We start from the raw sequence: 24,541 nt of genomic DNA on the forward strand, positions 1-24,541 counted from the left end.
GCGGTCCCGTCAGACCGACAGGAATTTCGCGATCTTCGCCTCGTTGACGGAGGCGACGGGCTCGTCGTGGACGATGGCGCCGTTCTCGAGCACCAGGACGCGGTCGGCGATGTCGAGGGCGAAGGAGAGGACCTGCTCCGACACCACGATCGACAGGCCCTTCTCGTCGCGGATCTTCTTCAGCGTGCGGCCGATCTCGCGGATGATCGAAGGCTGGATCCCCTCGGTCGGCTCGTCGAGCAGCAGCACCTTCGGCCGCGAGGCGAGCGCCCGGGCGATGGCGATCTGCTGCTGCTGGCCGCCGGAGAGATTGCCGCCGCGGCGCTTGCGCATCTCGAGGAGCACCGGGAACAATTCATAGATGTCGCCCGGCACCTCGCGCTCGCCGGTCACCGTCAGGCCGGTCTCGATATTCTCGCGCACCGTCATGGTGGAGAAGATCATCCGTCCCTGCGGCACGTAGGCGACGCCGCCCTTCACCCGCTCGTGGCTCTTGGCCCTGGTGATGTCGCTGCCGTCGACGGTGATCGTTCCGCCGGTAGCCGGCACGATGCCCATCAGCGACTTCATGAGCGTCGTCTTGCCCATGCCGTTGCGGCCCATGATGGCGATAATCTCGTTCTTGGCGACGTCGAAGTTCAGCCCGTGCAGGACCTCGCTCGACCCGTAGGCGGCATGGAGGTTGGCGACGTTCAGCATGATGGGTCCCTCAATGCCCGAGATAGACTTCGACGACCTTCGGGTCGGCCTGGACGTGCGCCATGGTGCCCTCGGAGATCACCTTGCCCTGGTGCAGCACGGTGACCCGGTGGGCGATGTCCTCGACGAACTTGATGTCATGCTCGATGACGATCACCGAGCGGCCGACGATGATCCGGTGCAGGAGTTCGGCGGTCTTGACGCGTTCGGAGACGCTCATGCCGGCCACCGGCTCGTCGAGCATTAGGAGCTCGGGGTCCTGGATCAGCAGCATGCCGATCTCCAGCCACTGCTTCTGGCCATGGCTGAGGAACTCGGCCCGTTCCGCCAGATGGTCGGCGAGGAAGATCATCTCGGCGACCTCCTCCACCCGGGAGGTCACCACGCCGTCACGCTTGAAGGTCAGCGCGCCGAAGACCGAGCGGCCCCTCGGATAGGAGATTTCGAGGTTCTCGAAGACCGTGAGGTCGTCGTAGATCGAGGGGTTCTGGAACTTGCGCCCGACGCCGGCGTGGACGATCTGGTGCTCCTTCATCGCCGTCAGTTCCTTGCCGCGGAACCGGATCGAGCCGGACGTGGCGCGGGTCTTGCCGCAGATCAGGTCGAGCGCCGTGGTCTTGCCGGCACCGTTCGGCCCGATGATCACCCGGATCTCGTTCTCGTCGACATAGAAGGAGAGGTTGTCCACCGCCTTGAACCCGTCGAAGGAGACGGTGAGGGCCTCGACGGACAGGAGGAAGTCGTTGTCGGTGGTCATGGCACCATCTCCTATTCGGCCGCGGCGGCGGAGGGGGTGGCGGCACCCGGGGCGGCCATGTCGCCGGACCGGGGCTTGCCGGATCGGGCGAAGAGACGCCTCAGGCGCGGCGCGACATGCGCCGTGTAGACACCGGCGAGGCCGTTCGGGAAGGCGAGCACGACGGCGATGAACAGCGCCCCCATGGCGAACAGCCAGAGCTCGGGGAAGCTTTCGGAGAAAGAGGTCTTGGCCCAGTTGACCAGCAGCGTGCCGTAGACCGCGCCGATCAGCGACAGCCGGCCGCCGACCGCACAGTAGATGACCATCTCGATCGACGGGACGATGCCGACGAAGGTTGGCGACATGAACCCGACCTGCAGCGTGAACATGGCGCCGCCGACCCCGGCCAGCGCCGCGGCGAAGCAGAACACGAAGATCTTGAAGCCGGCGACGTTGTAGCCAGAGAAGCGGACGCGATCCTCCTTGTCGCGCATCGCGACGAGAATGCGGCCGAGCTTGGAGCGGCGCACGATCATCGCCAGCACGATCGCGCCGAGCAGCAGGAACGCGTTGACGAAATACAGGACGAACTTCGCCTGGTCGGAGCGGATGTCGAAGCCGAGCATCGTGCGCAGATCGGTGATGCCGTTGACGCCGCCCGTATAGCCCTGCTGGCCGATGATGAGGATGGTCAGGATCGCCGCGATCGCCTGGGTGATGATGGCGAAATAGACGCCGCCGACACGCCGCGTGAACATCGCGAAGCCGATGACGAAGGCGAGCGCGACGGGCACCAGCACGACGGCGATCAGCGTGAAGCCGAAGGAGTGGAACGGCTCCCAGAACCACGGCAGCTCGGTGATCTGGTTCCAGTCCATGAAGTCCGGAATGCCCGGCGTCGACTGGATGGCGGTCGCCTCGGGCGTCGAGGATTCCAGCTTCAGGAACATCGCCATGCAGTAGCCGCCGAGGCCGAAGAAGATGCCCTGGCCGAGGCTGAGGATGCCGGCGCTGCCCCAGCAGAGCACCAGGCCGACGGCGACGAAGGCGTAGGTCAGGTACTTGCCGTAGAGGTTGAGGCGGAAGACGTCGGTGACCGCCGGCAGGAGCACCAGGAGCACGGCGGCGAGGATGAGGAAGCCGACGATCTCGGTCTGGCGGCCGCCGGCGGCGAGGCTTTTCATCGGGTTCATCGACGCACCTTGAGAACGAAGAGGCCCTGCGGCCTGAGCATGATGATCGCGACGACGGTCAGAAGCGTCAGCACCTTGGCCATCGAGCCGGAGAGGAAGAATTCGAGCGTCGACTGGGCCTGCGAGATGGTGAAGGCAGAGGCGACCGTGCCGAGCAGGCTGGCGGCCCCGCCGAACACCACGACGAGGAAGGTGTCGACGATGTAGAGCTGGCCGGCGCTCGGGCCGGTCGAGCCGATCATGGTGAAGGCGCTGCCGGCGATTCCGGCGATGCCGCAGCCGAGGCCGAAGGTGACGCAGTCGACGCGCTCCGTGTCGATGCCGACGGCGCCGGCCATGGTGCGGCTCTGGACGACGGCCCGGACCTGCGCGCCCCAGCGCGAGCGGAACATGATGAGATAGACCATGAAGGTGATCAGCAGCGTGATCGCCATGACGATCAGCCCGTTGATCGGCACCTCCACCATGTCGGTGACCGGAAGCGAGCCCATCATCCAGTCCGGCAGCGTCACGCCGACCTCGCGCGGGCCGAAGATCGTGCGGAAGGATTGCTGCATGATCAGCGACAGGCCCCAGGTGGCGAGCAGCGTGTCGAGCGGGCGCTTGTAGAGATAGCGGATCAGGTAGCGCTCGACGCCCATGCCGAGGGCGCCGCTGGCGACGAAGGCGAGCGCCATGGCGATGAAGAACGAGATCCCCATCAGCGCCGGGGCGAAGGCCTGGAAGAAGTTGGAGCAGAGATAGGTGACGTAGGCGCCGAGGATCATGAACTCCCCGTGCGCCATGTTGATCACGCCCATCTGCCCGAAGATGATGGCCAGGCCGAGCGCCATCAGCAGAAGCACCGAGAAGAGCACGAGCCCGGCAAAGCCCTGCATGGCAAAGATCGAGCCGAGTTCGCTCCAGCTGTAGTCGGCGAACATCCGTATCTCCGGGAGTTCGAGAAAAGGGCGATCGGGAGGAAAGGCGCGGGGGCTCCCCGGCCCCACGACGGGACCGGGGAAGGGGCTCGGGCTTACTGGTAGCCTTCCGGGAACGGGTCGGGCTCCATCAGCTCCGCCGTCTCGAACACCACCTCGTACTGGCCATCCAGCTTGGCGTGGCCGATGCGGGTCTTCGACCAGAGGTGATGGTTCTCGTGGATCTTGACGTAGCCTTCCGGGGCGGTGTCGAGCTCGATGCCGGGCGAGGCCTCGCGCACCTTGTCGATGTCGAAGCTGCCGGCCTTCTCCACCGCCGCCTTCCACAGCCAGGGCCCGAGATAGGCCGCCTGCGTCACGTCCCCGACGACGATGTCCTCGCCCCACATCGCCTTGAAGGCATCGACGAATTTCTGGTTGTTGTCGTTCTCGAGGCTTTGGAAGTACTTCATCGCGGCATAGGCGCCGACCATGTTCTCGCCGCCGATGCCGCGGATTTCGTCCTCGGTCACCGAGATCGTCAGGACCAGTGGCGCTTCCTTGGTCATGTCGATGCCGGCCGCCTTCAGCTGCTTGTAGAAGGCGACGTTCGAGCCGCCGACGACGATCGCGTAGATCACGTCGGGCTTGCGCAGCTTGATCTTGTTGATCACCGAGTTGAACTGGGTGTGGCCGAGCGGGTAGTACTCTTCGCCGACCACCTCGAGCCCCAGCTTCTCGATGTGCTTGCGGGCGATCTTGTTGGAGGTCCGCGGCCAGATATAGTCCGACCCCAGCAGATAGAAGCTCTTGGCGCCCTTGGTGTCGACCACCCAGTCGATGCCGGCGAGAATCTGCTGCGTCGCCTCCTGGCCGGTGTAGATGACGTTCGGGCTCTCCTCGAGGCCCTCGTAGAAGGTCGGGTAGTAGAGCATGCCGTTATACTGCTCAAACACCGGCAGCACCGCCTTGCGCGACGCCGAGGTCCAGCAGCCGAACACCGCCGCGACCTTGTCCTCGACCAGCAACTTCTTGGCCTTCTCGGCGAAGGTCGGCCAGTCCGACGCACCGTCCTCCTGGATGAACTCGATCTTGCGGCCGAGCACGCCGCCCATGGCGTTGATCTGCTCGATGGCAAGCTTCTCGGCCTGCACGGAGCCGGTCTCGGAGATTGACATCGTGCCGGTCACGGAATGCAGGATGCCGACCGTAACGGTGTCATCGGTGACGGCGAGACCCGTGGTGTTGACCTCGGCGGTGGCCGGCCCCTGGCCCCAGGCGAAGCGCGGCGCCATGGCGGCGATGGCGAGAGCCGCCGAGCCGAGCAGAAGCTTGCGTCGGTAGACGGAGCTGGGCCCGTCCGGGCCGGACATGCGGTCGTTCATCTGATCCCCCTGTGGTGAGCGTTGGTTGGTCCGCCATCTGGGTCGGACGGGTCGGTTCACGGGAGGATCATCCGCTCCGATCTTGCGCCGCAACAATACGTCAAATTACGTATTCCGAAAGCGCGTGACTTGGCGATGATGGCATGCGCTAATCACGCGGCGCGGGGAAACATCGGGCGCAACGCGGTTATTCCGCTCGAAGAAAATCTTTCGGGCTTATCTGCCGATTGCGCCGCACTGTGTTGATTTATGTCAGTATTTTGTCTTCATCCTGTTGAATAAATCGGATTGCCGATGCACCGCTCAACCAACTCCCGGAGGCCGCGAATGGAATGACGGCGCCGCAGCGCATACTTCGGGTTCGCCGGAGCTATAATCAGTGGGTCGCGGACGAAACGCTCGAGGACTACGCGCTGCGCTTCACCGCCAAGCGCGGCCGCCGCTGGTCGCCCTGGCAGCTGGCGATGACCGCCTGCGGCGGCATCTCGTTCCTGGCGCTGGAAGCCATCGGCGGCACGGTGACGCTGCATTACGGCTTCGACAACGCCCTGCCGGCGATCCTCGTCGTCGCGCTGCTGATCTTCGGCGCCGGGCTGCCGATCAGCTTCTATGCAGCGAAATACGGCGTCGACATCGACCTTCTGACCCGCGGCGCCGGCTTCGGCTATCTCGGCTCCACCGTCACCTCGCTGATCTACGCCTGCTTCACCTTCATCTTCTTCGCCATCGAGGCGGCGATCATGGCGATGGCGCTGGAGATGATGCTCGGCCTGCCGCTGTGGGCGGGCTACGTCGTCTGCGCCGTCGCGGTGATCCCGATCGTCACCCACGGCATCACCCTGATCAGCCGGTTCCAGATGTGGACCCAACCGACCTGGATCATCCTCAACCTCGCACCCTTCGTCTTTCTCGCCGCCCAGGGCGCGCTGCCGCTCGAGGAATGGCAAGCCTATGAGGGCGTCCGCAGCCCGGCCGGCGGCGGTTTCGACGTCCTGCTCTTCGGCAGCGCCACGGCGATCCTCTTCGCGCTAACGGCGCAGATCGGCGAGCAGGTCGATTTCCTGCGCTTCATGCCGCGCCGCACGCGCGAGACGCAGTTCGGCTGGTGGAGCGCGCTGATCGCCGGCGGTCCCGGCTGGATCCTGATCGGGGCGGTGAAGATCCTTGCCGGCTCGCTGCTGGCGGTGCTGGTCGTCAGCCAGGGCCTGCCGGCGGAGAGCGCCCAGCACCCGACGGAGATGTACCGCGTCGCCTTCGGCCACGTCTTCTCCCAGGAGGCGCTGGTGATCGCCGTGACCGGGATCTTTGTCGTCATCGCGCAAATGAAGATCAACGTCACCAACGCCTATGCCGGGTCGATCGCCTGGTCGAACTTCTTCTCGCGCCTGACCCACAGCCATCCCGGCCGCGTCGTCTGGCTGGTCTTCAACGTGGCCATCGCGCTGATGCTCATGGAGATGGGCATATTGCGCGCGCTCGAGGAGATCCTCGGCCTCTACGCCATCCTCGCGGTGTCCTGGGTGGCGGCCCTCGTCGCCGACCTCGTCGTCAACAAGCCGCTCGGCCTGTCGCCCCGGCATATCGAGTTCAAGCGGGCGCATCTCTACGACATCAACCCGGTCGGCTTCGGCGCCATGGGCGCCGGCATCCTCGTCGCCAGCCTCTGCCACACCGGCCTGTTCGGCGAGACGATGAGCGCGCTCGCCGCCTTCGCGGCGCTCGGCACCGCCTTCGTCGCCTCGCCGCTGATCGCGCTGGCGACTGGCGGCCGCTATTATATCGCCCGCCGCCCGCGCGAGGACTGGGCCGGGCTGCCGACCATCGCCTGCTGCATCTGCGAGCACCATTTCGAGGCCGAGGACATGGCCTCCTGCCCGGCCTATTCGGGACCGATCTGTTCGCTCTGCTGCTCCCTCGACGCGCGCTGCCACGATCTCTGCAAGACCGACAGCCGGGTGCGCGAGCAGGTGGTCGGGGCGCTGCGCCGCAATGTTTCGGAACGCCTCGCCGGCTTCGCCGACTCGCCGCGCGGCCATTATCTCGTGATCTTCGTGACGATGCTCGCCGTCACCGGCAGCATCCTCGCCCTGATCGGCTTCCAGGCGAGCCTCGACCAGCCGCACAACGGAGCGACGATCACGGCAATCCTGGTGCGGGTCTTCGCGGTGTTCGTGATCGTCGCCGGCGTCGCCTCGTGGCTGTTCGTGCTCGCCCATGCCAGCCGCCGCGTCGCCCAGGAGGAATCCAGCCGGCAGACGCTGCTCCTGACCCAGGAGATCGACGCGCACCGGCGCACCGACGCCGAGCTGCAGCTCGCCAAGGAAAAGGCCGAGGCGGCGAGCCTCGCCAAGACGCGCTTCCTCGTCGGCATGAGCCACGAACTGCGCACGCCCCTGAATTCGATCCTCGGCTTCGCCCAGATCCTCGAGCAGGACCCGGCCCTGCCGGGCAAGCGCCGCGGCGCGGTCAAGGTGATCCGGCGCAGCGGCGAGCATCTCGCCGGACTGATCGACGGGCTGCTCGACATCTCGCGGATCGAGGCGGGCAAGCTGCAGGTCTATCGCGACCAGATCGCGCTCGGGCCCCTGCTCGGCGAAATCGTCGAGATGTTCCGCCTGCAGGCCGAGGGTGCCGGCATCGGCTTTGCGTTCGAGGTCGAGCGGACGCTGCCGGATTTCGTCCGCGGCGACGAGAAGCGGCTGCGCCAGATCCTCATCAACCTCCTCTCCAATGCCATCAAGTTCACCCGCGAGGGCTCGGTGACGCTCCGGGTGGGCTATCGCAGCCAGGTCGCCGAATTCCGCGTCGTCGACACCGGGCCCGGCATGGCGGCGAAGGACCTGACGCGGATCTTCGAGCCGTTCGAGCGACTGGAGGGCGGCGACAACGTCGTGCCCGGCACCGGGCTCGGGCTGACCATCACCAAGCTCCTGACCGAAATCCTCGGCGGCGACATCCGCGTCACCAGCACGCCCGGCCAGGGCAGCATCTTCGCCGTGCGGCTGTTCCTTCCCTCGGTCAGCGCGACGCCCATCGCCGTCTCCCGCGAGCGGCGCATCGTCGGCTATGCCGGGCGCCGGATGACGGTGCTCGCCGTCGACGACGAGCCGGCGCACCGCCAGCTCCTGGAGGAGATCCTGTCGCCGCTCGGCTTCACCGTGCTGACCGTCGAGGGCGGCGCCGCCTGCCTCAAGCTGGTGCCGCTGGCCGAGCCGGACCTGCTGATCGTCGACATCACCATGCCCGGCATGAACGGCTGGGAACTCGCCACGAGGCTGCGCGAAAGCGGCGTCGACACGCCGATCGCCATGCTGTCGGCCGACGCGCGCCCCGCCTCGCCGGACATGCGGCTCTGCGACGACTGGGTCGGCAAGCCGCTGGCCGTGCCGATGCTGCTCGAAAGCGTCCGCAGGCTTTTGGGGGTTGCCTGGCTTTACGACGACACGCCGGCCGGCGCCTCGGTGCCCGGCGAAATCGAGCTCGAACCCTTCGAGATCCCCGACCGGGGGGATCTGCGCGACCTCGTCTCACTCCTGCAAATCGGCTTTGTCAGAGGGATCCATGCCAAGCTCGACGACCTCGCTTCGCGGCAACCGCGCACCCAACGCTTCGTTGCCCGCATCCGCAGCCGCGTGGATCGCTTCGACCTCGACGCGTGCCTCGGCTTCATCGAGGGGCTCGACGATGCCTTGTGACGGCGCCGACCCGCGCCGCATCGTCCTCGTCGTCGACGATTCGCCGGAGACGATCGAGTTCCTGACCACGGCGCTCGAGGAGCAGGGGCTCACCGTGCTCGTCGCCCTCGACGGCGGCAAGGCGATCGCCATCGCCCGGCGGATCACGCCGGACGTCGTGCTGCTCGACGCCGTGATGCCCGGCATGGACGGGTTCGAGACCTGCCGCCGGCTGAAGCAGGATGCTTCTCTCGCGCATGTGCCGGTGATCTTCATGACGGGGCTGAGCGAAACCGAACACATCGTCCACGCCTTCGCCGTCGGCGGCGTCGACTATGTCACCAAGCCGGTGGTGATCGAGCAGATCCTGGCGCGGATGCGCGTCCACCAGGAGAACGCCCGCATGACCCGTGCCGCGCGGCTCGCGCTCGACACGACCGGTCGCTTCCTGCTGGCGGTCGACGGCGACGGCACGGTGCGCTGGATGACGCCGCAGGCGCGCCGACTGCTGACCGGCGAGGGCGACGCCGACCCGCTGCCCGGCGCGCTGGCCGGTGAACTGCAACGCCTGCGGCGCGGCGAGGCGGCGCGCCATCCCGGCAATCCCGGCCTCGGCTTCGCCCTGCTCGGGCAGATCGGCGCGGACGAATTCCTGCTGCGGCTGTCGCGGGCCGAGGGCGACGAGACCGACGCCGCGGCGCTCCGCGACGGGTTCGGCCTTACCGCGCGCGAGGCCGAGGTCTTGCTGTGGATCGCCAGGGGCAAGTCCAACCGCGACGTCGCCGAGATCCTGGCGCTCAGCCCGCGCACGGTGAACAAGCATCTGGAGACGATCTTCCGCAAGCTCGGCGTCGAAAACCGCTCCGCCGCCACCGCCTCGGCGATGAACCTTCTGGCCGAGCGCCGCTGAGAAAGCGCGATGCGCTCATCGGGCCGAACCGGTTTCGGGCAGCGAAAGCAACCACCGATGGACGACAGCTCACGACCCAACGCAGACTCTAGCCAGTGGGTGCGCCATTCCCAGAAGCAGCCATCCAAGCCGCTGAGCTTTTTCCGCCGTGCCTGTAGGGTGAACGTGGTCGGGATCGTACCACCGGCCGTGGGTTTGGCGGTCACTGGATAAGCGGCTTTCCCCTCGTCGTGCGGTATTGGTCGACTGCCGCACCAGTGGCTTGACATGCTCGCCCGCTCTGGCTGAATGCGGGCCTGGGGACTGCGATCTCCCCACGAGGCTCCGGCCGAAGCATCGCGTCCATCGATCCATTTATGGAAAGGACGCGTCATGGCCTCGACGATCACCATATCATGCGACAAGCTCTCCCGCCTCGTCGGGACCTCGAAATCTTCCCTCGTCATCGACGTGCGAACCGTGGAAGACTTCGCCGCCGACCCGCGGCTGGTGCCCGGCGCGGTGCGCAGGGATCATGCGACTGTCGCGGCCTGGGCGGCGGACCTTCGCGCCAGGCCGGTCGTCGTCGTCTGCCACACTGGCGCAAAGCTCAGCCACGGCGTTGCCGCCTGGCTGCGCCATGAGGGCGTCGCCGCCGAAGTGCTGGAGGGTGGTCACGAGGCCTGGTCCTCAGCGGGCCTGCCGGCCGTGCCGGAAGCCTTGCTCCCCGGACGGGACGCCCAGGGCCGGACCATCTGGGTCACTAGGGCGCGGCCGAAGGTCGACCGGATCGCCTGTCCCTGGCTGATCCGGCGCTTCGTCGATCCCTTCGCGGTGTTCCTGTTCGTCCAGCCATCCGAGGTCGAGGCGGTCGGCGAGCGCTTCGGTGCTGCGCCGTTCGACGTCGAGAACGTCTTCTGGAGTCACCGCGGCGAGCGCTGCACCTTCGACACGATGGTCGAGGAAATGGGGCTTGCGACGCCGCCGCTGCTTCGGCTGGCAACCCTCGTCCGCGGTGCCGACACCGCCCGGCCGGACCTGGCGCCGGAAGCGGCCGGATTGCTGGCCGCCTCGCTCGGCCTCTCGCGCATGTATGCGGACGACCTCGAGCAACTGGAAGCGGGGCTGCATCTCTACGACGCCTTCTACCGCTGGTGCCGCGACGCGACCGACGAGACGCACAACTGGCCCGTCCGGAAGGGAGGGTCGTGAGATGACCGACCTGCCCGCATCGCGCCGTGATGAAGCCGGATCCGCCCGCACCCCCGATCATGGCATCCCCTTCGGCGAGGCGATCCGCGTCTGGGCGAAGATCGCCTGCCTGTCCTTCGGCGGCCCGGCGGGACAGATCGCCGTCATGCACCGCATCCTCGTCGACGAGAAGCGATGGATCGGCGAGGCGCGGTTCCTGCATGCCCTGAACTACTGCATGCTTCTCCCTGGGCCCGAGGCCCAGCAGCTCGCCACCTATCTCGGCTGGCTCCTGCATCGCACGAAGGGGGGCCTCGTCGCTGGCGCGCTGTTCGTCCTGCCGGGCCTCGTCGCCATCATGGCGCTGTCGTGGGTCTACGTCGCCTTCGGCAATGTCGGCATCGTCGCCGGCCTGTTCTTCGGACTGAAGGCCGCGGTCCTCGCGATCGTGCTGGAGGCGGTCAACCGGATCGGCCGGCGGGCGCTGCGCAACCGCACCATGCACGCCATCGCCGCGGCAGCCTTCGTGGCGATCTTTCTCTTCGACGTGCCGTTCCCGGCGATCATCCTCGCCGCGGGGCTCATCGGCTATGTCGGCGCGCGTGCCGAGCTTGCTGCCTTCTCGGGCGGCGGCGGACACGGACCATCGAATGGACCGGCGCTGGCCGATGCCGACTCGGCCCTGGGCGAGGCCGTGCCGGATCACGCCCGCCCGAATGTCGCCTGGGCGTTGCGGATCTCGGCGGTGTTCCTGGCGCTCTGGCTGGTCCCCGTCGCGCTGCTGGTGCTGGTCTTCGGGACCGGCAACGTCTTCGCCGACATCGCGGTGTTCTTCAGCCAGATGGCCGTCGTCACCTTCGGCGGTGCCTACGCCGTCCTCGCCTATGTCGCGCAGCAGGCCGTCGAGCACTATGGCTGGCTCGGACCCGGCGAGATGCTAGACGGGTTGGGCCTCGCCGAAACGACGCCCGGGCCGCTGATCATGGTCACTCAGTTCGTCGGGTTCCTTGCCGCTTTCCGGGATCCGGGAAGCATGAACCCCTATCTCGCCGGCACGCTCGGTGGACTGCTCACCACCTGGGTGACGTTCACGCCGTGCTTCCTGTGGATCTTCCTCGGCGCCCCCTACATCGAGCGCCTGCGCGGCAACCAGGCGGTCTCCGGCGCCCTCGCCGCGATCACGGCGGCGGTGGTCGGGGTGATCCTGAACCTAGGCGTCTGGTTCGGGATGCACGTCCTCTTCCGAAAGGTTGATGAAGTTCAAGCGGGTCTGCTTTCGCTTGATGTTCCAATCCTTTCGAGCGTCGACCCCGTCGCCCTCCTGCTGTTTGCCGCAGCCACTCTCGCCCTATTCCGACTCCACATCGGTATCCTGCCGACTCTCCTGGGAGCCGCGGGTGCGGGAGCGCTCTGGCATCTCGCAGGGGATTTGATCTGAGACGGCTCAAAAGCTCAACATGCGGCCGCTTGCCGGCCGTCGACGCCAAAAAGCTGCCTGCCCGCTTTCCGCCCAACTCAGCCATTTCCTAGCGCTCGTCGCCGAGCCCGTTTGGTGGCTTCGCAACTTAATATCGCGCCGACGGCTCCCGCCCCGCTACCGCTCTATTCTGTCGATGAACCAGCGGGTGAGCCGGGTCCAGACCTCGTCCTTCTCGGCGGCGTCCTCGACGCCGTGCTCGAGATTGGGGTTGTCGTTGATCTCGATGAGGAAGACGCCGTCGTCGGTTTCCTTGAGGTCGACGCCGTAGAGACCGTCGCCGATGCAGCGGGCGCCCTTCAGCCCGGCGTCCAGCACGTGCGGCGGCGCGTCGGCCAGCGAGAAGGCCCGGAAGCCGCCCTCCAGCGGCCGCCCACCCGCCTCGTGATTGATGATCTGCCAGTGCTCGCCGGCCATCAGATACTGCACGGCGAAGAGCGGCTCGCCGCCGAGCACGCCGATGCGCCAGTCGAAGCGCGTCGGCATGAATTTCTGCGCGATCAGGAGGTCGCTGTCCTCGAGCCAGGCGGTCGCCAGCGCTTCCAGCCCGGCCTTGTCGTCGACCTTCTTGACGCCGCGCGAGAACGAGCCGTCGGGGATCTTCAGCACCATCGGGAAACCGAGCAGGTCGGCCGCCCGCACCAGGTCCTCCTTGCCGCCGATCATCACCGAGGGGGGCGTCGCGACGCCGTTCTGCGCCATCAGCTCGTTGCAATAGACCTTGTTGGTGCAGCGGATCATCGAGATCGGGTCGTCGATGACCGGCATCCCCTCCTGCATGGCGCGCCGGGCGAAGCGGTAGGTGTGGTTGGAGATCGAGGTCGTCTCGCGGATGAACAGCGCGTCGAAATTGGCGAGCCGCGGCAGGTCCCTGCGGGTGATCGGCTCGACGTCGACGCCGAGCCGGCCGGCGATGCGCGCCCAGTGCTTGAGGCTGGCGACCGAGGAAGGCGGCAGCGTCTCCTTGGGATCGTAGAGCGTCGCAAAGGCGTATTTCGCTGGCGTCTTGGCCTTCGCTTCGCGCCATTCGCGCGCCGTGTGCCGCGCCATCGCCGCCAGCAGCCGCTCCATCTGCGGCTCGTCCAGCTTGCCGATGGAGGCGAAGCCGATCCGCCGGATCGCCGGGCGCCCCGACTTCGCCTCCAGGTGGATCTCCAGCGCCGGCGCCCGGAACCAGTCAAACACCAGCTTGGCGAAGCGGTCGAGGCGCGGGTCCTCGCCGTAGCCGAAATACACCCTGATCGGCGATTCCGGCATCGGCGCGTCGCCCAGCGCCTTGCCGAGCACCGCGTCGAGTTCGGGCAGGGCGTTCTCGTAGAGTTTCTTCTCCGACAGGTCGATCATCGTCTCGACCGAGGGAATGATGCGGTGGCCGCGCGCCTCGGCGAGCAGCGAAGCATAGTAGCCGCGGCTCTGGTAGGCGTAGGAGCGCGACAGGTTGATGATCTTCGGCCGCTGGCCCTGGAACAGGCCCGGCCGCGCCAGATACTCCCGGCTGGTCATGATCTTGTGCGGCGTCAGGCCGTTGTCGAGGTCGGCGCCGCGGCCGACCAGAACCACCCATTGCGACATGACGGAACTCAGGCCTCGCGTCTGGAGAGGAAGACGGCCGCCCTGAGCCCGACCTTGCCGAACCGGGCGATCCGGTCGAAGGTCTCGTAGGGGATCGGCAGGCTGGCCGCGTCGGCGGCCGTCTCGCCGCGTTCGTCGGCCACCCAGGGATCGTGGATGACGATGTGCCGTCCGTCGTCCCCGTGGGCGAGAACCCAGTGCGGCACCTTCTTGTCGAACATGTGGTAGCCGGAGATCAGCACCACCGCGGTCTTGCCCGCCGCGATCGCGGCGCGCAGGTCCACCAGCGTGAACGGCCGGATCAGCACCGGGATGCCGTAGGAGACCGCGCGGCGGCGGAAATCCTCCTGGGCGAGCGCCATCACCACCTGCTTTTCGGCGCTGCGGACGCTCTCGAGAAACAGATCGCCCGGCTCGGAGACCTGGATCTGCGCGTCGAGGCCGAATTCGTGCGCCGCCACCGCCAGGCCGTAGGGGTCGCAGCCGCCCGGCCCCGACATCATGAAGACCGTCGTCGCCTCCCGCCACAGACGGATTTCGGTCACCGGCTCGAGAGGGAAATCCGGCACGTCGCGCGCCATCGCCATCATCAGGCAGCAGGCCCCGCAGGTGAAATCGGTGGTCTGGGCGTAATAGGGAACCCCGGTATCGATCGCCGTGTCGCCGCGCAGCGTCTTCTCGAAGCGCAGCGCCGGGCTGTGGTCGGCATAGTAGTCGAGGCTCCTGCCGATCCGGCGGTAGGCGGCCGACCGGTAGAGCTTCAGCGCGCGGACATTGTCCTCGCGCACCTCCAGCCGGAGCGCGATGCGGTCGCTCTCGTAGGCGATCTTCTCGGCGGCCTCGAGCAGCGCCCGGCCGACGCCGCGTCCCGCCGCCCCCGGCGCCACCGCCAGTGAATAGAGCCGCGCGAGCCCGGTGCCGCGCCGCAGCAGCAGCGCCGCATAGCCGGCGAACGGCGCGTCGGGACCCGCCCCGGCGGTCTCGGCAACGAGCAGGATGGCGCTGGACGCGGCGACCAGGCGGCGGAAGGAGCGGCGGGAAATGCGGTCTGCGTCGAAGGCCTCGATCTCGAGGCGTTCGAGCCGCTCGACGTCGTCGGGGCCGGCACGCCGCAGGACGAGGTCGGCGACGGGCGAGGCGGAACGGAACGCTTGCGACATGAAGCACAGCCAGGGGCGCCCCACCGGCGCCGGTGCGAATCTATAGATCGGGTGCGCCGCGATGGCGACGGGAATTTCCGCGCCCGGCTGCGACGCCGCCGAGGGCGCCCGCGCGGCCGCCCCGCAGAGCCGGTCCGGCGCCCGCGAACGGCATCGCCGCCGTCGCAAGGCTCACACCTGTCGCCGGGCCCCCTTCGCGGGACTCAAGCGTCTCGCCGCGGCGCTCCGGCGACGGAACATCCGAGAGCGTCCCTTCGACATGGCCGAAAGCGGAAAGATGCGGTACGGGGATTGCGGCGTCGAATTCTCGTGCTGCGGTCACTGTTCCAGCAACGCAGCGACCGGCATGGGGCAAGATCGGTGGCAACGGGCAGAAACAGACGGGACGGTAGCATGTTCGAATTGTCGGGTAGAACGGGATCGGCGTCGTGAAATCCCTGGCGGACAGGCTGGGGCTGCGGGTCGATCCGACGATCTTCTTCTGGTCTGCCGCTCTCAGCCTGGTCTTCGTCGTCCTGCTGGTGATCGCCCCGGGACCGATCGGCGACGCCTTTGCCGACGGCCGCGCCTGGATCGTGACGAATCTCGGCTGGTTCTTCATTCTCGGCGTGAATGTCTGGCTGGGATTCCTGATCTACGCCGCGATGTCGCGCCATGGGCACATCCGTCTCGGCCCCAGGGACTCGCGCCCGGAATATACCAACCTGTCCTGGTTCACGATGCTGTTCGCCGGCGGCATCGGCACGGTGCTGATGTTCTGGGGCGTGGCCGAACCGATCAGCCACTACCAGTCGCCGCCGCTGCCCGGCGTCGAGCCGTTCACCTTCGAGGCCGCGCAGGATGCGATCTCGATCTCGCTCTACCACCTGGCGCTCCACACCTGGACGATCTTCGCGCTGCCGGGCCTGGCGCTGGGCTATTTCATCAATCGCTACGACCTGCCGGTACGGGTCAGCTCGGTGTTCTACCCGCTGCTGCGCGAAGGCATCCACGGCCCCGTCGGCAAGGCGATCGACATCGTCGCCATCCTCGGCACCCTGTTCGGCGTCGCGGTGTCGCTCGGGCTCGGCTCGTCGCAGGTGGCGGCCGGCCTGTCGGCGCTCTTCGGCTGGACCGACGACACGCTCCTGCGGCTCGCCATCCTCGGCGGCCTGACCGTGATCGCGACGGTGTCGATCGTCGCCGGCCTCGACAAGGGCGTGAAGGTCCTGTCGAACATCAATATCGGCATGGCGGTCGGCCTGCTGCTGTTCGTACTGTTCACCGGCTCGACGCTCTTCCTGCTGCGCGGCATCGTCGAGACGTTCGGCCTCTACCTGTCCAACCTGCCGCGGCTGGCGTTCTGGAACGACATGCTGCATGGCGGCGGCATGGGCACCGGGCCCTGGGGCTGGCAGGGCGACTGGACCGTCTTCTACTGGGCCTGGACCGTCACCTGGTCGCCCTTCATCGGCCTGTTCGTCGCCCGCATCTCGCGCGGGCGGACGATCCGCGAATTCGTCTTCGGCGTGCTTCTGGCGCCGTCGCTGTTCACGGTGATCTGGTTCGCCGTCTTCGGCTGGCAGGCGCTGGCTCTCGACGGGCTGGGCGTCGACGCGCGCGCCGCCATGGGCCCGGCCGCCGGGGCGATCAGCGACGCCGTCACCGAATCCGTCCCGCTGGCGATGTTCGCCTTCTTCGCCGAGCTTCCCTGGGCGCCGCTGATGCAGGGGATCGCCGTACTGGTCGTGGCGATCTTCTTCGCCACTTCGTCGGATTCGGCATCCCTCGTCGTGGACATGCTCTGCACCGGCACGGCGGAACCGGGTCCGGTCCGCCAGCGGGTGTTCTGGGGCCTGGCCGAGGGAATGATCGCGGCGACGCTGATCCTGCTCGCCGGGGAAGCCGGCCTGACCGCCCTGCAGCAGGTGATCACGGTCGTCGGCCTGCCGATCTTCCTGCTGGTCTGCCTGATGATCCCCGCGCTGATCCGCGGATTCGCCAACGAGGACATCGACCATGTCACGATCGGCAAGCGCCCGTCGCTGAGCGAGTTCGACAAGGTGTCGGACGAGCCGGACGCGACCGGCCCCCTCCCATCAACCAGCGGCGCAAAAATCGCGCCGCAGGGATCCCGGTCGGCACCGATCGGCTAAAATCGCCCTCGGCCGGCGGCACTGCCGCCGGGCCACCTCGGAGGCGCTCACGTTGGATCAGCGAATTGGCTAGGCGAAATTCCTCCCTCGGCCTGTTCGGCCGCTTCGGACGGTCGGGGGATCTGCGGCAACTGGATCGCGCGCTCCGCTCCGTCGACCTGCATCCGAGCATGGTCCCCGAGGCGGTGAAGCTGACGGTGGTCAACCTGCTCAAGGACGACGCCATCGGCGCCGAGCCGGCGCCGCAATCCTACCGGTCGGCGGCCGAGCTCCTCGCCTACTGCATGATCGGCGCCGAAGGTTTCGCGGGGGCCAACGACACGGCCCTCGCCCTTCAGGTGGAGGAACGGATCGAACGGGCCATGGCGCAAGGCGACAATATGGACGCGCAGTTGGTCATGGTGGTCATGGTCGCCAAGGTGATCCAGCCGAGCGTGGTCGAGCATTTCGCGCTCACCCGCGAAACGGATTAGGCGCCTCGCCCGGCTCATGCCGATGACGGCGTGACGCTCTGCCTCGTCGTGCCTCGCAAGAAGCTCGCCGCCGGCGAGCGGACGGCTCGAAGGGGCAGACGGACCGACGGGAATTTCCCCCGGCCGGCGGCTGCGGTGGCGCCGACGAGGACCGCCCGCGGCCCACCATCCGGCCCACGCCCGGCGCCCCGCATCGCCCTCCCGCGCGGTGACGCGCGAAGCTTCCTTGCGGGCGCCGGCCGGATCGGTTATCGAGTGACGATATCCGGCCCGCCCCCGCGGCGGCCCTGGCACCCGTAGCTCAGCTGGATAGAGCGCTGCCCTCCGAAGGCAGAGGTCACAGGTTCGAATCCTGTCGGGTGCACCATCAAATCACACGCAAGGCGGCCATCTTGGCCAGATCAAGCGACGATAACGCGCTGCTGACGGCTGTCGGCTCGCAGCCGCGATTGCATCGCCACGGCGTCGACCGGCTTGCCGAAGAGATAGCCTTGCCCGTGCTGGCAGCCCATCATGCGCAGGGTCTCGGCCTGTTCGGGCGTCTCGATGCCTTCCGCGATGGTCCTGATGCCGAGTCCCTCGGCGAGGGCCCGGATCGAGCGCAGGATCGCCATCGCCTGTCCGTCCATCGGCACGTTGGAGACGAAGCTTCGGTCGATCTTGATCTTGGAGACCGGGAAGCGATGGAGATAGCCGAGCGAGGAATAGCCGGTGCCGAAATCGTCGAGGGCAAAGCCGACGCCGAGGGCCAGCAACCGGTCGAAAATCTCGCCGATGCCCTTGCTGTCCTCGACGAAGGCCGACTCCGTGATCTCCAGTTCGAGACGCTCGGCAGGAAGCCGGGACGCTTCCAGCGCATCGCCCACGGCAGCGACCAGGTCGCCCGTCAGGAATTGGACTGCCGAGACGTTGACCGCGATCCTCATGGTCGACGGCCACCGCATCGCCTCCCGGCATGCCGTCGTCAGGACCCACGCCCCCAGGCGATGGATGAGGCCCGTCTCCTCCGCCACCGGGATGAAGACAGCCGGCGAGACGAAGCCCCTTGTGGGATGCTGCCAGCGCAGGAGCGCTTCGGCTCCCACCATCTCGCCTGACACCAGGTCGACTTGCGGCTGATAGAAGACCTGGAACTCGTCGTTCTCGAAGGCCCGGTTCAGGTCGGCCTCCAGTTCCAGCCGCGCCAGGCGGTCCTCTTCCATCGCCGGTTCGAACAGAACGACCGAGCCACTGCCCGCGCGCTTCGCCCGGTCGAGAGCCACGTCCGCCTGCCGCATCATGGCGCTCGCCGTTCCCCCCTCCGAGGACCACCAGCAGACGCCGACGCTGGCAGCGACGGCGATCCGATGCCCGGCCTCGTGGAAGATCTCGCCGAGCGATGCGACGAGTGCCTCGGCATCGGCCAGGGCGGCTTCCGCCGTCTCGGCGCCGAGCAGGGCCATGAACTCGTCGCCTCCGGTCCTCGCGAGCACGGCGGGCGGGGCGATCACCCGGCCCGCGCGCCGCGCCATCTCGATCAGCACCTTGTCGCCGACCGAATGCCCGAGCACGTCGTTGACGGCCTTGAACTGGTCGAGGTCGAAGGAGAGAATCCCGAGCCCGGTGCCCGGCGCCCGTTGCTTCAGCGCCGCGTCCAGCTGCTCTTCGAGGGAATGCCGGTTGTCGAGGCCCGTCAGGCCGTCATGGAGAGCCATGAAACGCATCTTCTCCTGCGCCAGCTCGCGCTCCGTGACGTCCCGCACCCTCAGGCAGACATAGACCGCATCCTCGGAGACCGCGTCGTCCAGGGCCGCGATCTTCTCCATCCAGAAGGGTGCCAGGGTGTATTCGAGTATGCGCGGAGCCTCGTCTTCCGGAACCAGCGTCTCGAGACACCCGTCCTTCGGGACCGGCGCGTCCTTCCTGAAGGCCTCGCGCACGAGGGGCAGGCGTTCGACGATGAAAGGCGGCAGCCCGGCGAGCTTGGTACCGGGCGAACAGCCGAGCAGCTCGCACGCCATCTCGTTCATCCGCACGATCCGGTCCTGGTCGTCGAAGATGACCACGCCGTCGAAGCCATCCTCGATGACGCGCTCCAGCACGCTCCGTCCGTTCTTCACCTCGGTGCGGGCGGCCCAGAGCAGCAGCCGGCGCATGTCGAATTCGCGCATGACGGCGAACAGCGCGAAGCCGGCAAGGGTCGCCTGCAGCAGGGCGGTCCCGACCACCACGGCGTGGGTTGCCTGCAGGTGGAGCGCGACGGCCTCGGCGGTGATTGCGAGGCCTCCGAGGACGATCAGCACGCGCCGCGTCGGAACCAGCGCGCACAGAAGCAGGGCGACCAGGGCGAGGACGATCACCAGGATCGCCGGCATGTCTAGGAACGCGAGGGCGCGCCCCTGGAGCAGGGACTCGGTGGCCAGCGCGAGCACGGTCGAGCCGGAGACCACGCCATGAATCGGCACCGAGAAGCGGTCCTGCAGCTCGAGCGCCGTCGCGCCGACGATCAGCGTCTTGCCGGCGAGTGCGCCCGGCTGCAGACGCTGGTTGAGCACATCGACGTAGGAGACCCGCTGCAGGCGGCTGGCATCGATCCCGTAATCTATCCCGAACAGGCCGTCCGAGCCGTCCCGGCCGGCGAGGATGGACGGCATGGCGGAGATCGTCTCGGCGCCGATCCGGACGGGAAAGGGTGCGCGCCGCACCAGCCCGTCCGGATCGAGCGGGACGTTGACCATCGCCGGCCAGGCGTGCTGCAGGAGAAGAGAGATCGGCAGCGACGGGAGCATCAGCTCGTTGCCGGCTGCGCTCTCCTGAACGAAGGCAGCCAGGACGGTCTCGATGCCTGTCCGCGAGAGCGCGGCGGCGAACGCCGTGTCGGCTTCGGGCGTCGAAAAGGCGCTGAAGTCCACGTCGAAGGCGACGCGGGCAGCCCCCGCCTCCGCCGCCGCCAGAACGAGTTCCCCGTGCAGGTTTCTCGGCCACGGCCACACCCCTGTCTCGGCCAGGCTCCTGGCGTCGATATCGACGAGGACGATCTCCCCGGTCGGCAGACGGTTCGTGGCCTGAAACCGGAGATCAGTGAGTTCGTTGTCGAGCGCCCTCGTGAGGCCGACCTGTTGCAGGGCCACCACGCTCAGGCCGATCGCCAGCAGGATCACACCACTTCGCAGCAGTCGAGAGTAGCGCCCCTGGGCCAAGCGGGATCCTGTTGCTGAAGGAGGCGACTAGGCAGCCGTCGGACCGACCGCGTCAGCCCCTGCCGTTGCCGTTGCCGGCGTTTCCGTTGCCGTTGCCGCCGCCATGTCCACTGGCACCGCCGATTCCATTGCCGTTGTTACCGTTGCCGCCAGCGTTCCCGCCACCAGCGCTGGGGTTGCCGGCGTTGCCGTTGGCGCTGCCGTTTCCGCCGGGGTTGCCTGCATTGCCGGGCGCGTTGCCGTTGGCACCGCCGTTTCCATGTCCGTGACCGTTGCCGCCGGCGTTGCCCGGTGCGTTTCCTTGGGCACCGCCGTTCCCGTGTCCGCCACCGTTCCCGCCGGCATTTGCGTTGGCGCCGCCGCCGTTTCCGTTCCCGCTGTTCGCGTTGCCGCCGGCGTTCCCGCCACCGGCGTTCGCGTTTCCGCGTCCGCCAATGCCGCCGCCGCGACCGCCGCGACCGCTGCCTTCCGCGTTGCTGCGTCCCCTGCCGGATTGCGCGGTGGCAGGGTCGCGGCCGGCAGATCGGTTGCTGCCTGCGCCGAAGGCATTGCCGTGTCCTTCGCCATTGCCTCGTCCGCCGAGCCCACGCACCGTGTCCTGGCGGCTACGCGAGTTCCCGTTCCCGCGCCCCAGGTCGCCCCGGGCGGCGGCATCGCTTCTGCCTCTGCCGAAGGAATTGCCGCCGCGGCCGCCGTCACTGCGACCGCCGAGCCCGCCGAGGCTGCCGGAGCGCGACGCCGTCCCCGATCTGCCGTTGGCCGCGCCGCTCTCCGTGCTCTCGGCAGCGGCGGAAGGGCTTGCCGGGTCCGACGCCTGTTCGGACCGGAAGCTCCCGTGATCCCGGCCCACCGGGGCAACCGCCGGCGGCGTCGGCGTTCCCTGGAACACTCCCGGGGCAACGGTCCCGGCGGTCTGCAGGCCGGCAAGGCTCGCACCGGCGCTCGCCCGCTGATTGGCGCCGACATTGGCCATCTGACCGCTCCGGAGATCCCGGACCGAAACCAGGCCCTGCCTCACGTCGACCAGCGATGCCGTGCCGGTGACGCTAACGGTAAATCGCGTCCCCTTCACCACGGCTGCCAGGTAGGGAGTCTGGATGGAAAAATGCGGCCGTCCCCGCTTCTGGATGTCGAACTCGATGTCTCCCGCCTGCTGGACGACGAAGGTCTCGCGCGGTCTCGTGCCGGGCACGACGACCGCCCGCGTATTCGGCGACACCAGCATGGCGTTGCCGTCGCTGACCAGCCGGACACGGCCGCTGGCGCCGGTCGCGATCGTCATCCCTTCGGGAACGACCATTCTCGGGCGAAGCCGTACCTGTTCGCGGCCCTGCGCGACGGCCCAAGCGGTGCCGGACACCCGCTCGACGAGCCAGTTCGCGGCCAGTCCGGACTGGACGCCAGCCAGAAGCAGAAAACCTGCCAAGAAGAATAGTCTGCTCATTTTGTCCCCGAAGGCTGATCGGGCGATCATTACCTTCAGGTCCTGCACTTATGTTAAATTCGGCAGGGTGAATCGCGTCATTTGCGGCATGGCTACCGGTCGACAGACATGCCGCCTCGTCGCCGGCGTACATGGCGGCGAGCGGCACGCTGATTGCCTAGAGGCATCCGGTCGGCACGAACGTCGGGCTGATGTCCTGTTCAGCCGCCTGGCGTGTTCGCCGCCGTGGCTCGAAACATGGTCGAAGCCGAGGAGTTGCGGCCGATCAGGCGGCGCACCGATCGGCAGTCGCGTCGGCGACGCCGATAGCCCGCTTGGAGGGTCATCGGCGTCGAGACGCACGTGGTGGCATCCGCGTTTCAGTAGGCCGCGCGTTCGGTCTTCGACGTCACCGAGAGGATGGCATCGAGAAGCGCCTCCTCCTTGAACGGCTTGTTGAGAACCGGCACGCCGGCCGGGCGATCGCCCAGGGCGGCGACGTCGGCATATCCCGTGATGATGATCGCCGGCAAGTCGGATCTGAGATTGCGGGCGAAGCGCACGACCTCGACCCCCGAGACCATCGGCATGGCGAAGTCGGTGATGATGAGATCGAAACGGTCGGGATCCTTTTCGAGAATCGTTAGCGCCTCGGCACCGCCGCCGGCACAGACCACCTCGAATTCGCGGTCGCGCAGCAACGCCGCCGTCGTCGCCAGCAGGCCGCTCGAATCGTCGACCAGAAGGATCACGGCGGTGCCCCTGACGGCCGGGGCCTTCGGTTCGGTCGACAGACGGGTGTGCCGTTCCTGCCGGCCCTGAACATCCGATCGCGGCAGCCAAAGGCCGATCTGGGTTCCGCGGCCGACGCTGCTCGCGATCTTCAGCGTGCCGCCCGACTGCTTGGCGAAGCCGTAGACGGTGGAGAGCCCGAGACCGGTCCCCTTGCCGACGTCCTTCGTCGTGAAGAACGGTTCGATCACCCGTTCGATCATGTCGTCGGGAATGCCGCAGCCGGTGTCCTCGACGACCACGATCACGTAGTCGCCGGCCGGAAGGTTGACGTGGTTGTCGCTGGAGATGGATCGGTTCTCCCCGCGGACGGTGATCGTCCCCCCGTTCGGCATCGCATCGCGCGCATTGATGATCAGGTTCATCAGCGCCAGTTCGAGCTGGCGCGCATCGACGAATGCCGGCCAGACATCGTCGTCGACGCGCCAGTTCAGGCGAATCAGGCCGCCGAGGGTCGGTCCCACCAGGCCCTCGATGTTCGCGGTCAGGTCCGAGAGATGCAGCACATCCGGGTCGAGTTGCTGGCGCCGGGAGAATGTCAGCATGCGGTTGATGAGGCCGGCCCCCTGCTCGGCGGCATGCCGGGTGAGGTTGATGATGTTCTGGACCTCATCGGTCGGCTGGATGCGTCGTTCGATCAGCTTCAGCCCGCCCAGTATCGACGCCAGGAGGTTGTTGAAATCGTGGGCGATGCCGCCGGTGAGCTTGCCGATCGCGTCCATCTTCTGGGCCTGGACGAGCTGATCCTCGAGCTCGCGCCGGTCCGTCACGTCCAAGACGGTTCCGGCGACCGTGGTGGCGGCGCCGTCGGCCCCCTTCAGGACGATGATGTGGTTCAGGAAGTGCTTGAAGGTCCCGTCCGCGCATTGCCATCGGTACTGCGCGACGGCAGCGCCGCTGGCATCGAGGGTGGCTGCGAGGTTCTTCAGGGAGCGCTGGTCGTCGGGGTGGACCCGGCTCGCCCACAAGGACGGGTCGGCCTCGAACGCGCTGCTCTCGAAGCCGGTCAGGTTCTTCAGGTCGCCGCCGATGAAGTGCAGGGACGCGTCGGCGAGCGAACGGTCCGACACGTACATGGCGAGCGGCAGCGAGCGCAGGATGAGGGCCTGGCGCTCCTCCGACTGGCGCAGCGCCTGCTCGACCTGCAGCTTCTCCGCATTCGCCCTGAGGTTCTGCTCCAGCAGGCGCTGCTCCAGATCGGCCTTCTCGCGGATCTCGCGCGTCTTGTTGAACAGGTCGACGAAGACCGCGACCTTCGACTTCAGGATCGTCGGCTCGAACGGTTTGAAGACGTAGTCGACCGCGCCCATGTCGTAACCGCGCAGCATGTGCGCGTCTTCCTTGTTGATCGCGGTCAGGAAGATGATCGGGGTGCGCTTGGACTGGGTGCGCTGGCGCAGGAGGCGGGCCGTCTCGTAGCCGTCGAGACCGGGCATGAAAACGTCGAGGAGGATGACCGCGAACTCGTGCTTCAGGAGCAGTCGCAGCGCCTCCTCGCCCGAGCGCGCCAGCACCACGTCCGCGACCGATTCCAGTACGACCTCGATCGCCAGCAGATTGCGCGGGTCGTCGTCGACGGCCAGCACTTTCGGACGCGACACGCCGGAGGTTGAATCCCGCCCGCCCGACGGGGCGCGCCCGGGCTTCGACCTCCGTTGCGG

16 protein-coding genes and 1 tRNA gene are annotated in these 24,541 nt (G+C 67.5%); 7 read left to right on the plus strand and 10 right to left on the minus strand.

Annotated elements, in window-relative coordinates:
* Positions 1-9: 9 nt before the first annotated feature.
* The 5 genes from urtE to urtA all read right to left on the minus strand — a co-directional run bounded on the left by urtE (position 10) and on the right by urtA (position 4,915).
* On the minus strand, positions 10-699 hold the full coding sequence (urtE, locus tag LXB15_RS18975) for an urea ABC transporter ATP-binding subunit UrtE (RefSeq protein ID WP_233949920.1): 690 nt from the start codon (positions 697-699) through the stop codon (positions 10-12).
* A gap of 10 nt (positions 700-709) precedes the next feature.
* The gene (gene urtD, locus LXB15_RS18980; RefSeq protein WP_233949921.1) at positions 710-1,456 is read right to left on the minus strand and encodes an urea ABC transporter ATP-binding protein UrtD; all 747 of its coding nucleotides are present in this window, start codon (positions 1,454-1,456) and stop codon (positions 710-712) included.
* Between the two features lie 11 nt (positions 1,457-1,467).
* Positions 1,468-2,622: an urea ABC transporter permease subunit UrtC gene (urtC, locus tag LXB15_RS18985; RefSeq protein ID WP_370640247.1), complete on the minus strand. Its 1,155-nt coding sequence runs from the start codon at positions 2,620-2,622 to the stop codon at positions 1,468-1,470.
* Positions 2,623-2,627: 5 nt separating this feature from the next.
* Entirely contained in the window at positions 2,628-3,554 is a 927-nt protein-coding gene (gene urtB / locus LXB15_RS18990; RefSeq protein WP_233949923.1) for an urea ABC transporter permease subunit UrtB, read from the minus strand.
* A 92-nt stretch (positions 3,555-3,646) separates the two neighbouring features.
* Positions 3,647-4,915 (minus strand): urea ABC transporter substrate-binding protein, encoded by a 1,269-nt coding sequence (gene urtA, locus LXB15_RS18995; RefSeq protein WP_233949924.1) that lies wholly within the window; start codon positions 4,913-4,915, stop codon positions 3,647-3,649.
* 332 nt (positions 4,916-5,247) lie between these two features.
* On the opposite strand from urtA, the gene LXB15_RS19000 reads away from it, so the two are divergent.
* The 4 genes from LXB15_RS19000 (at position 5,248) to chrA (ending at position 12,107) form a co-directional block, all read left to right on the plus strand.
* Positions 5,248-8,610: an ATP-binding protein gene (locus tag LXB15_RS19000; RefSeq protein WP_233949925.1), complete on the plus strand. Its 3,363-nt coding sequence runs from the start codon at positions 5,248-5,250 to the stop codon at positions 8,608-8,610.
* On the plus strand, positions 8,600-9,499 hold the full coding sequence (locus tag LXB15_RS19005; RefSeq protein ID WP_233949926.1) for a response regulator transcription factor: 900 nt from the start codon (positions 8,600-8,602) through the stop codon (positions 9,497-9,499). The genes LXB15_RS19000 and LXB15_RS19005 overlap by 11 nt, the downstream gene beginning before the upstream one ends.
* Before the next feature lie 372 nt (positions 9,500-9,871).
* On the plus strand, positions 9,872-10,690 hold the full coding sequence (locus LXB15_RS19010) for a sulfurtransferase/chromate resistance protein (RefSeq protein WP_233949927.1): 819 nt from the start codon (positions 9,872-9,874) through the stop codon (positions 10,688-10,690).
* Between the two features lies 1 nt (position 10,691).
* Positions 10,692-12,107 (plus strand): chromate efflux transporter, encoded by a 1,416-nt coding sequence (chrA, locus tag LXB15_RS19015; protein ID WP_233949928.1) that lies wholly within the window; start codon positions 10,692-10,694, stop codon positions 12,105-12,107.
* 156 nt (positions 12,108-12,263) lie between these two features.
* Here the strand turns inward: chrA and LXB15_RS19020 are convergent, their stop codons facing one another.
* Together LXB15_RS19020 and LXB15_RS19025 are read right to left on the minus strand one after the other, a co-directional pair.
* A complete protein-coding gene (locus tag LXB15_RS19020) occupies positions 12,264-13,718 on the minus strand; it encodes a RimK family protein (RefSeq protein WP_233949929.1) in 1,455 nt (484 codons plus the stop codon).
* Between the two features lie 8 nt (positions 13,719-13,726).
* Positions 13,727-14,878 (minus strand): GNAT family N-acetyltransferase/peptidase C39 family protein, encoded by a 1,152-nt coding sequence (locus LXB15_RS19025; RefSeq protein WP_233949930.1) that lies wholly within the window; start codon positions 14,876-14,878, stop codon positions 13,727-13,729.
* Positions 14,879-15,306: 428 nt separating this feature from the next.
* Here LXB15_RS19025 and LXB15_RS19030 point away from each other — a divergent pair, with 428 nt between their 5' ends.
* From LXB15_RS19030 to LXB15_RS19040, 3 genes are all read left to right on the plus strand, one after another.
* Positions 15,307-17,013 carry a BCCT family transporter gene (locus LXB15_RS19030; RefSeq protein ID WP_233949931.1) on the plus strand — a complete coding sequence of 569 codons (1,707 nt, stop codon included), beginning with the start codon at positions 15,307-15,309 and terminating at the stop codon, positions 17,011-17,013.
* 65 nt (positions 17,014-17,078) lie between these two features.
* Complete coding sequence (locus LXB15_RS19035; RefSeq protein ID WP_233949932.1) at positions 17,079-17,486, plus strand: hypothetical protein; 408 nt, start codon at positions 17,079-17,081, stop codon at positions 17,484-17,486.
* A 290-nt stretch (positions 17,487-17,776) separates the two neighbouring features.
* Positions 17,777-17,853, plus strand: a tRNA-Arg gene (locus LXB15_RS19040).
* 34 nt (positions 17,854-17,887) lie between these two features.
* On the opposite strand, the gene LXB15_RS19045 is transcribed toward LXB15_RS19040, so the two are convergent.
* The 3 genes from LXB15_RS19045 to LXB15_RS19055 all read right to left on the minus strand — a co-directional run bounded on the left by LXB15_RS19045 (position 17,888) and on the right by LXB15_RS19055 (position 24,481).
* The gene (locus LXB15_RS19045; RefSeq protein WP_233949933.1) at positions 17,888-20,665 is read right to left on the minus strand and encodes an EAL domain-containing protein; all 2,778 of its coding nucleotides are present in this window, start codon (positions 20,663-20,665) and stop codon (positions 17,888-17,890) included.
* 52 nt (positions 20,666-20,717) lie between these two features.
* Entirely contained in the window at positions 20,718-22,109 is a 1,392-nt protein-coding gene (locus tag LXB15_RS19050) for a FecR family protein (RefSeq protein ID WP_233949934.1), read from the minus strand.
* A gap of 359 nt (positions 22,110-22,468) precedes the next feature.
* Entirely contained in the window at positions 22,469-24,481 is a 2,013-nt protein-coding gene (locus tag LXB15_RS19055) for a response regulator (protein ID WP_233949935.1), read from the minus strand.
* Between the last annotated feature and the right edge of the window lie 60 nt (positions 24,482-24,541).

The sequence above is a fragment of the Aurantimonas sp. HBX-1 genome (assembly GCF_021391535.1).
In the GTDB taxonomy this organism is placed as follows: Bacteria; Pseudomonadota; Alphaproteobacteria; order Rhizobiales; family Rhizobiaceae; genus Aurantimonas.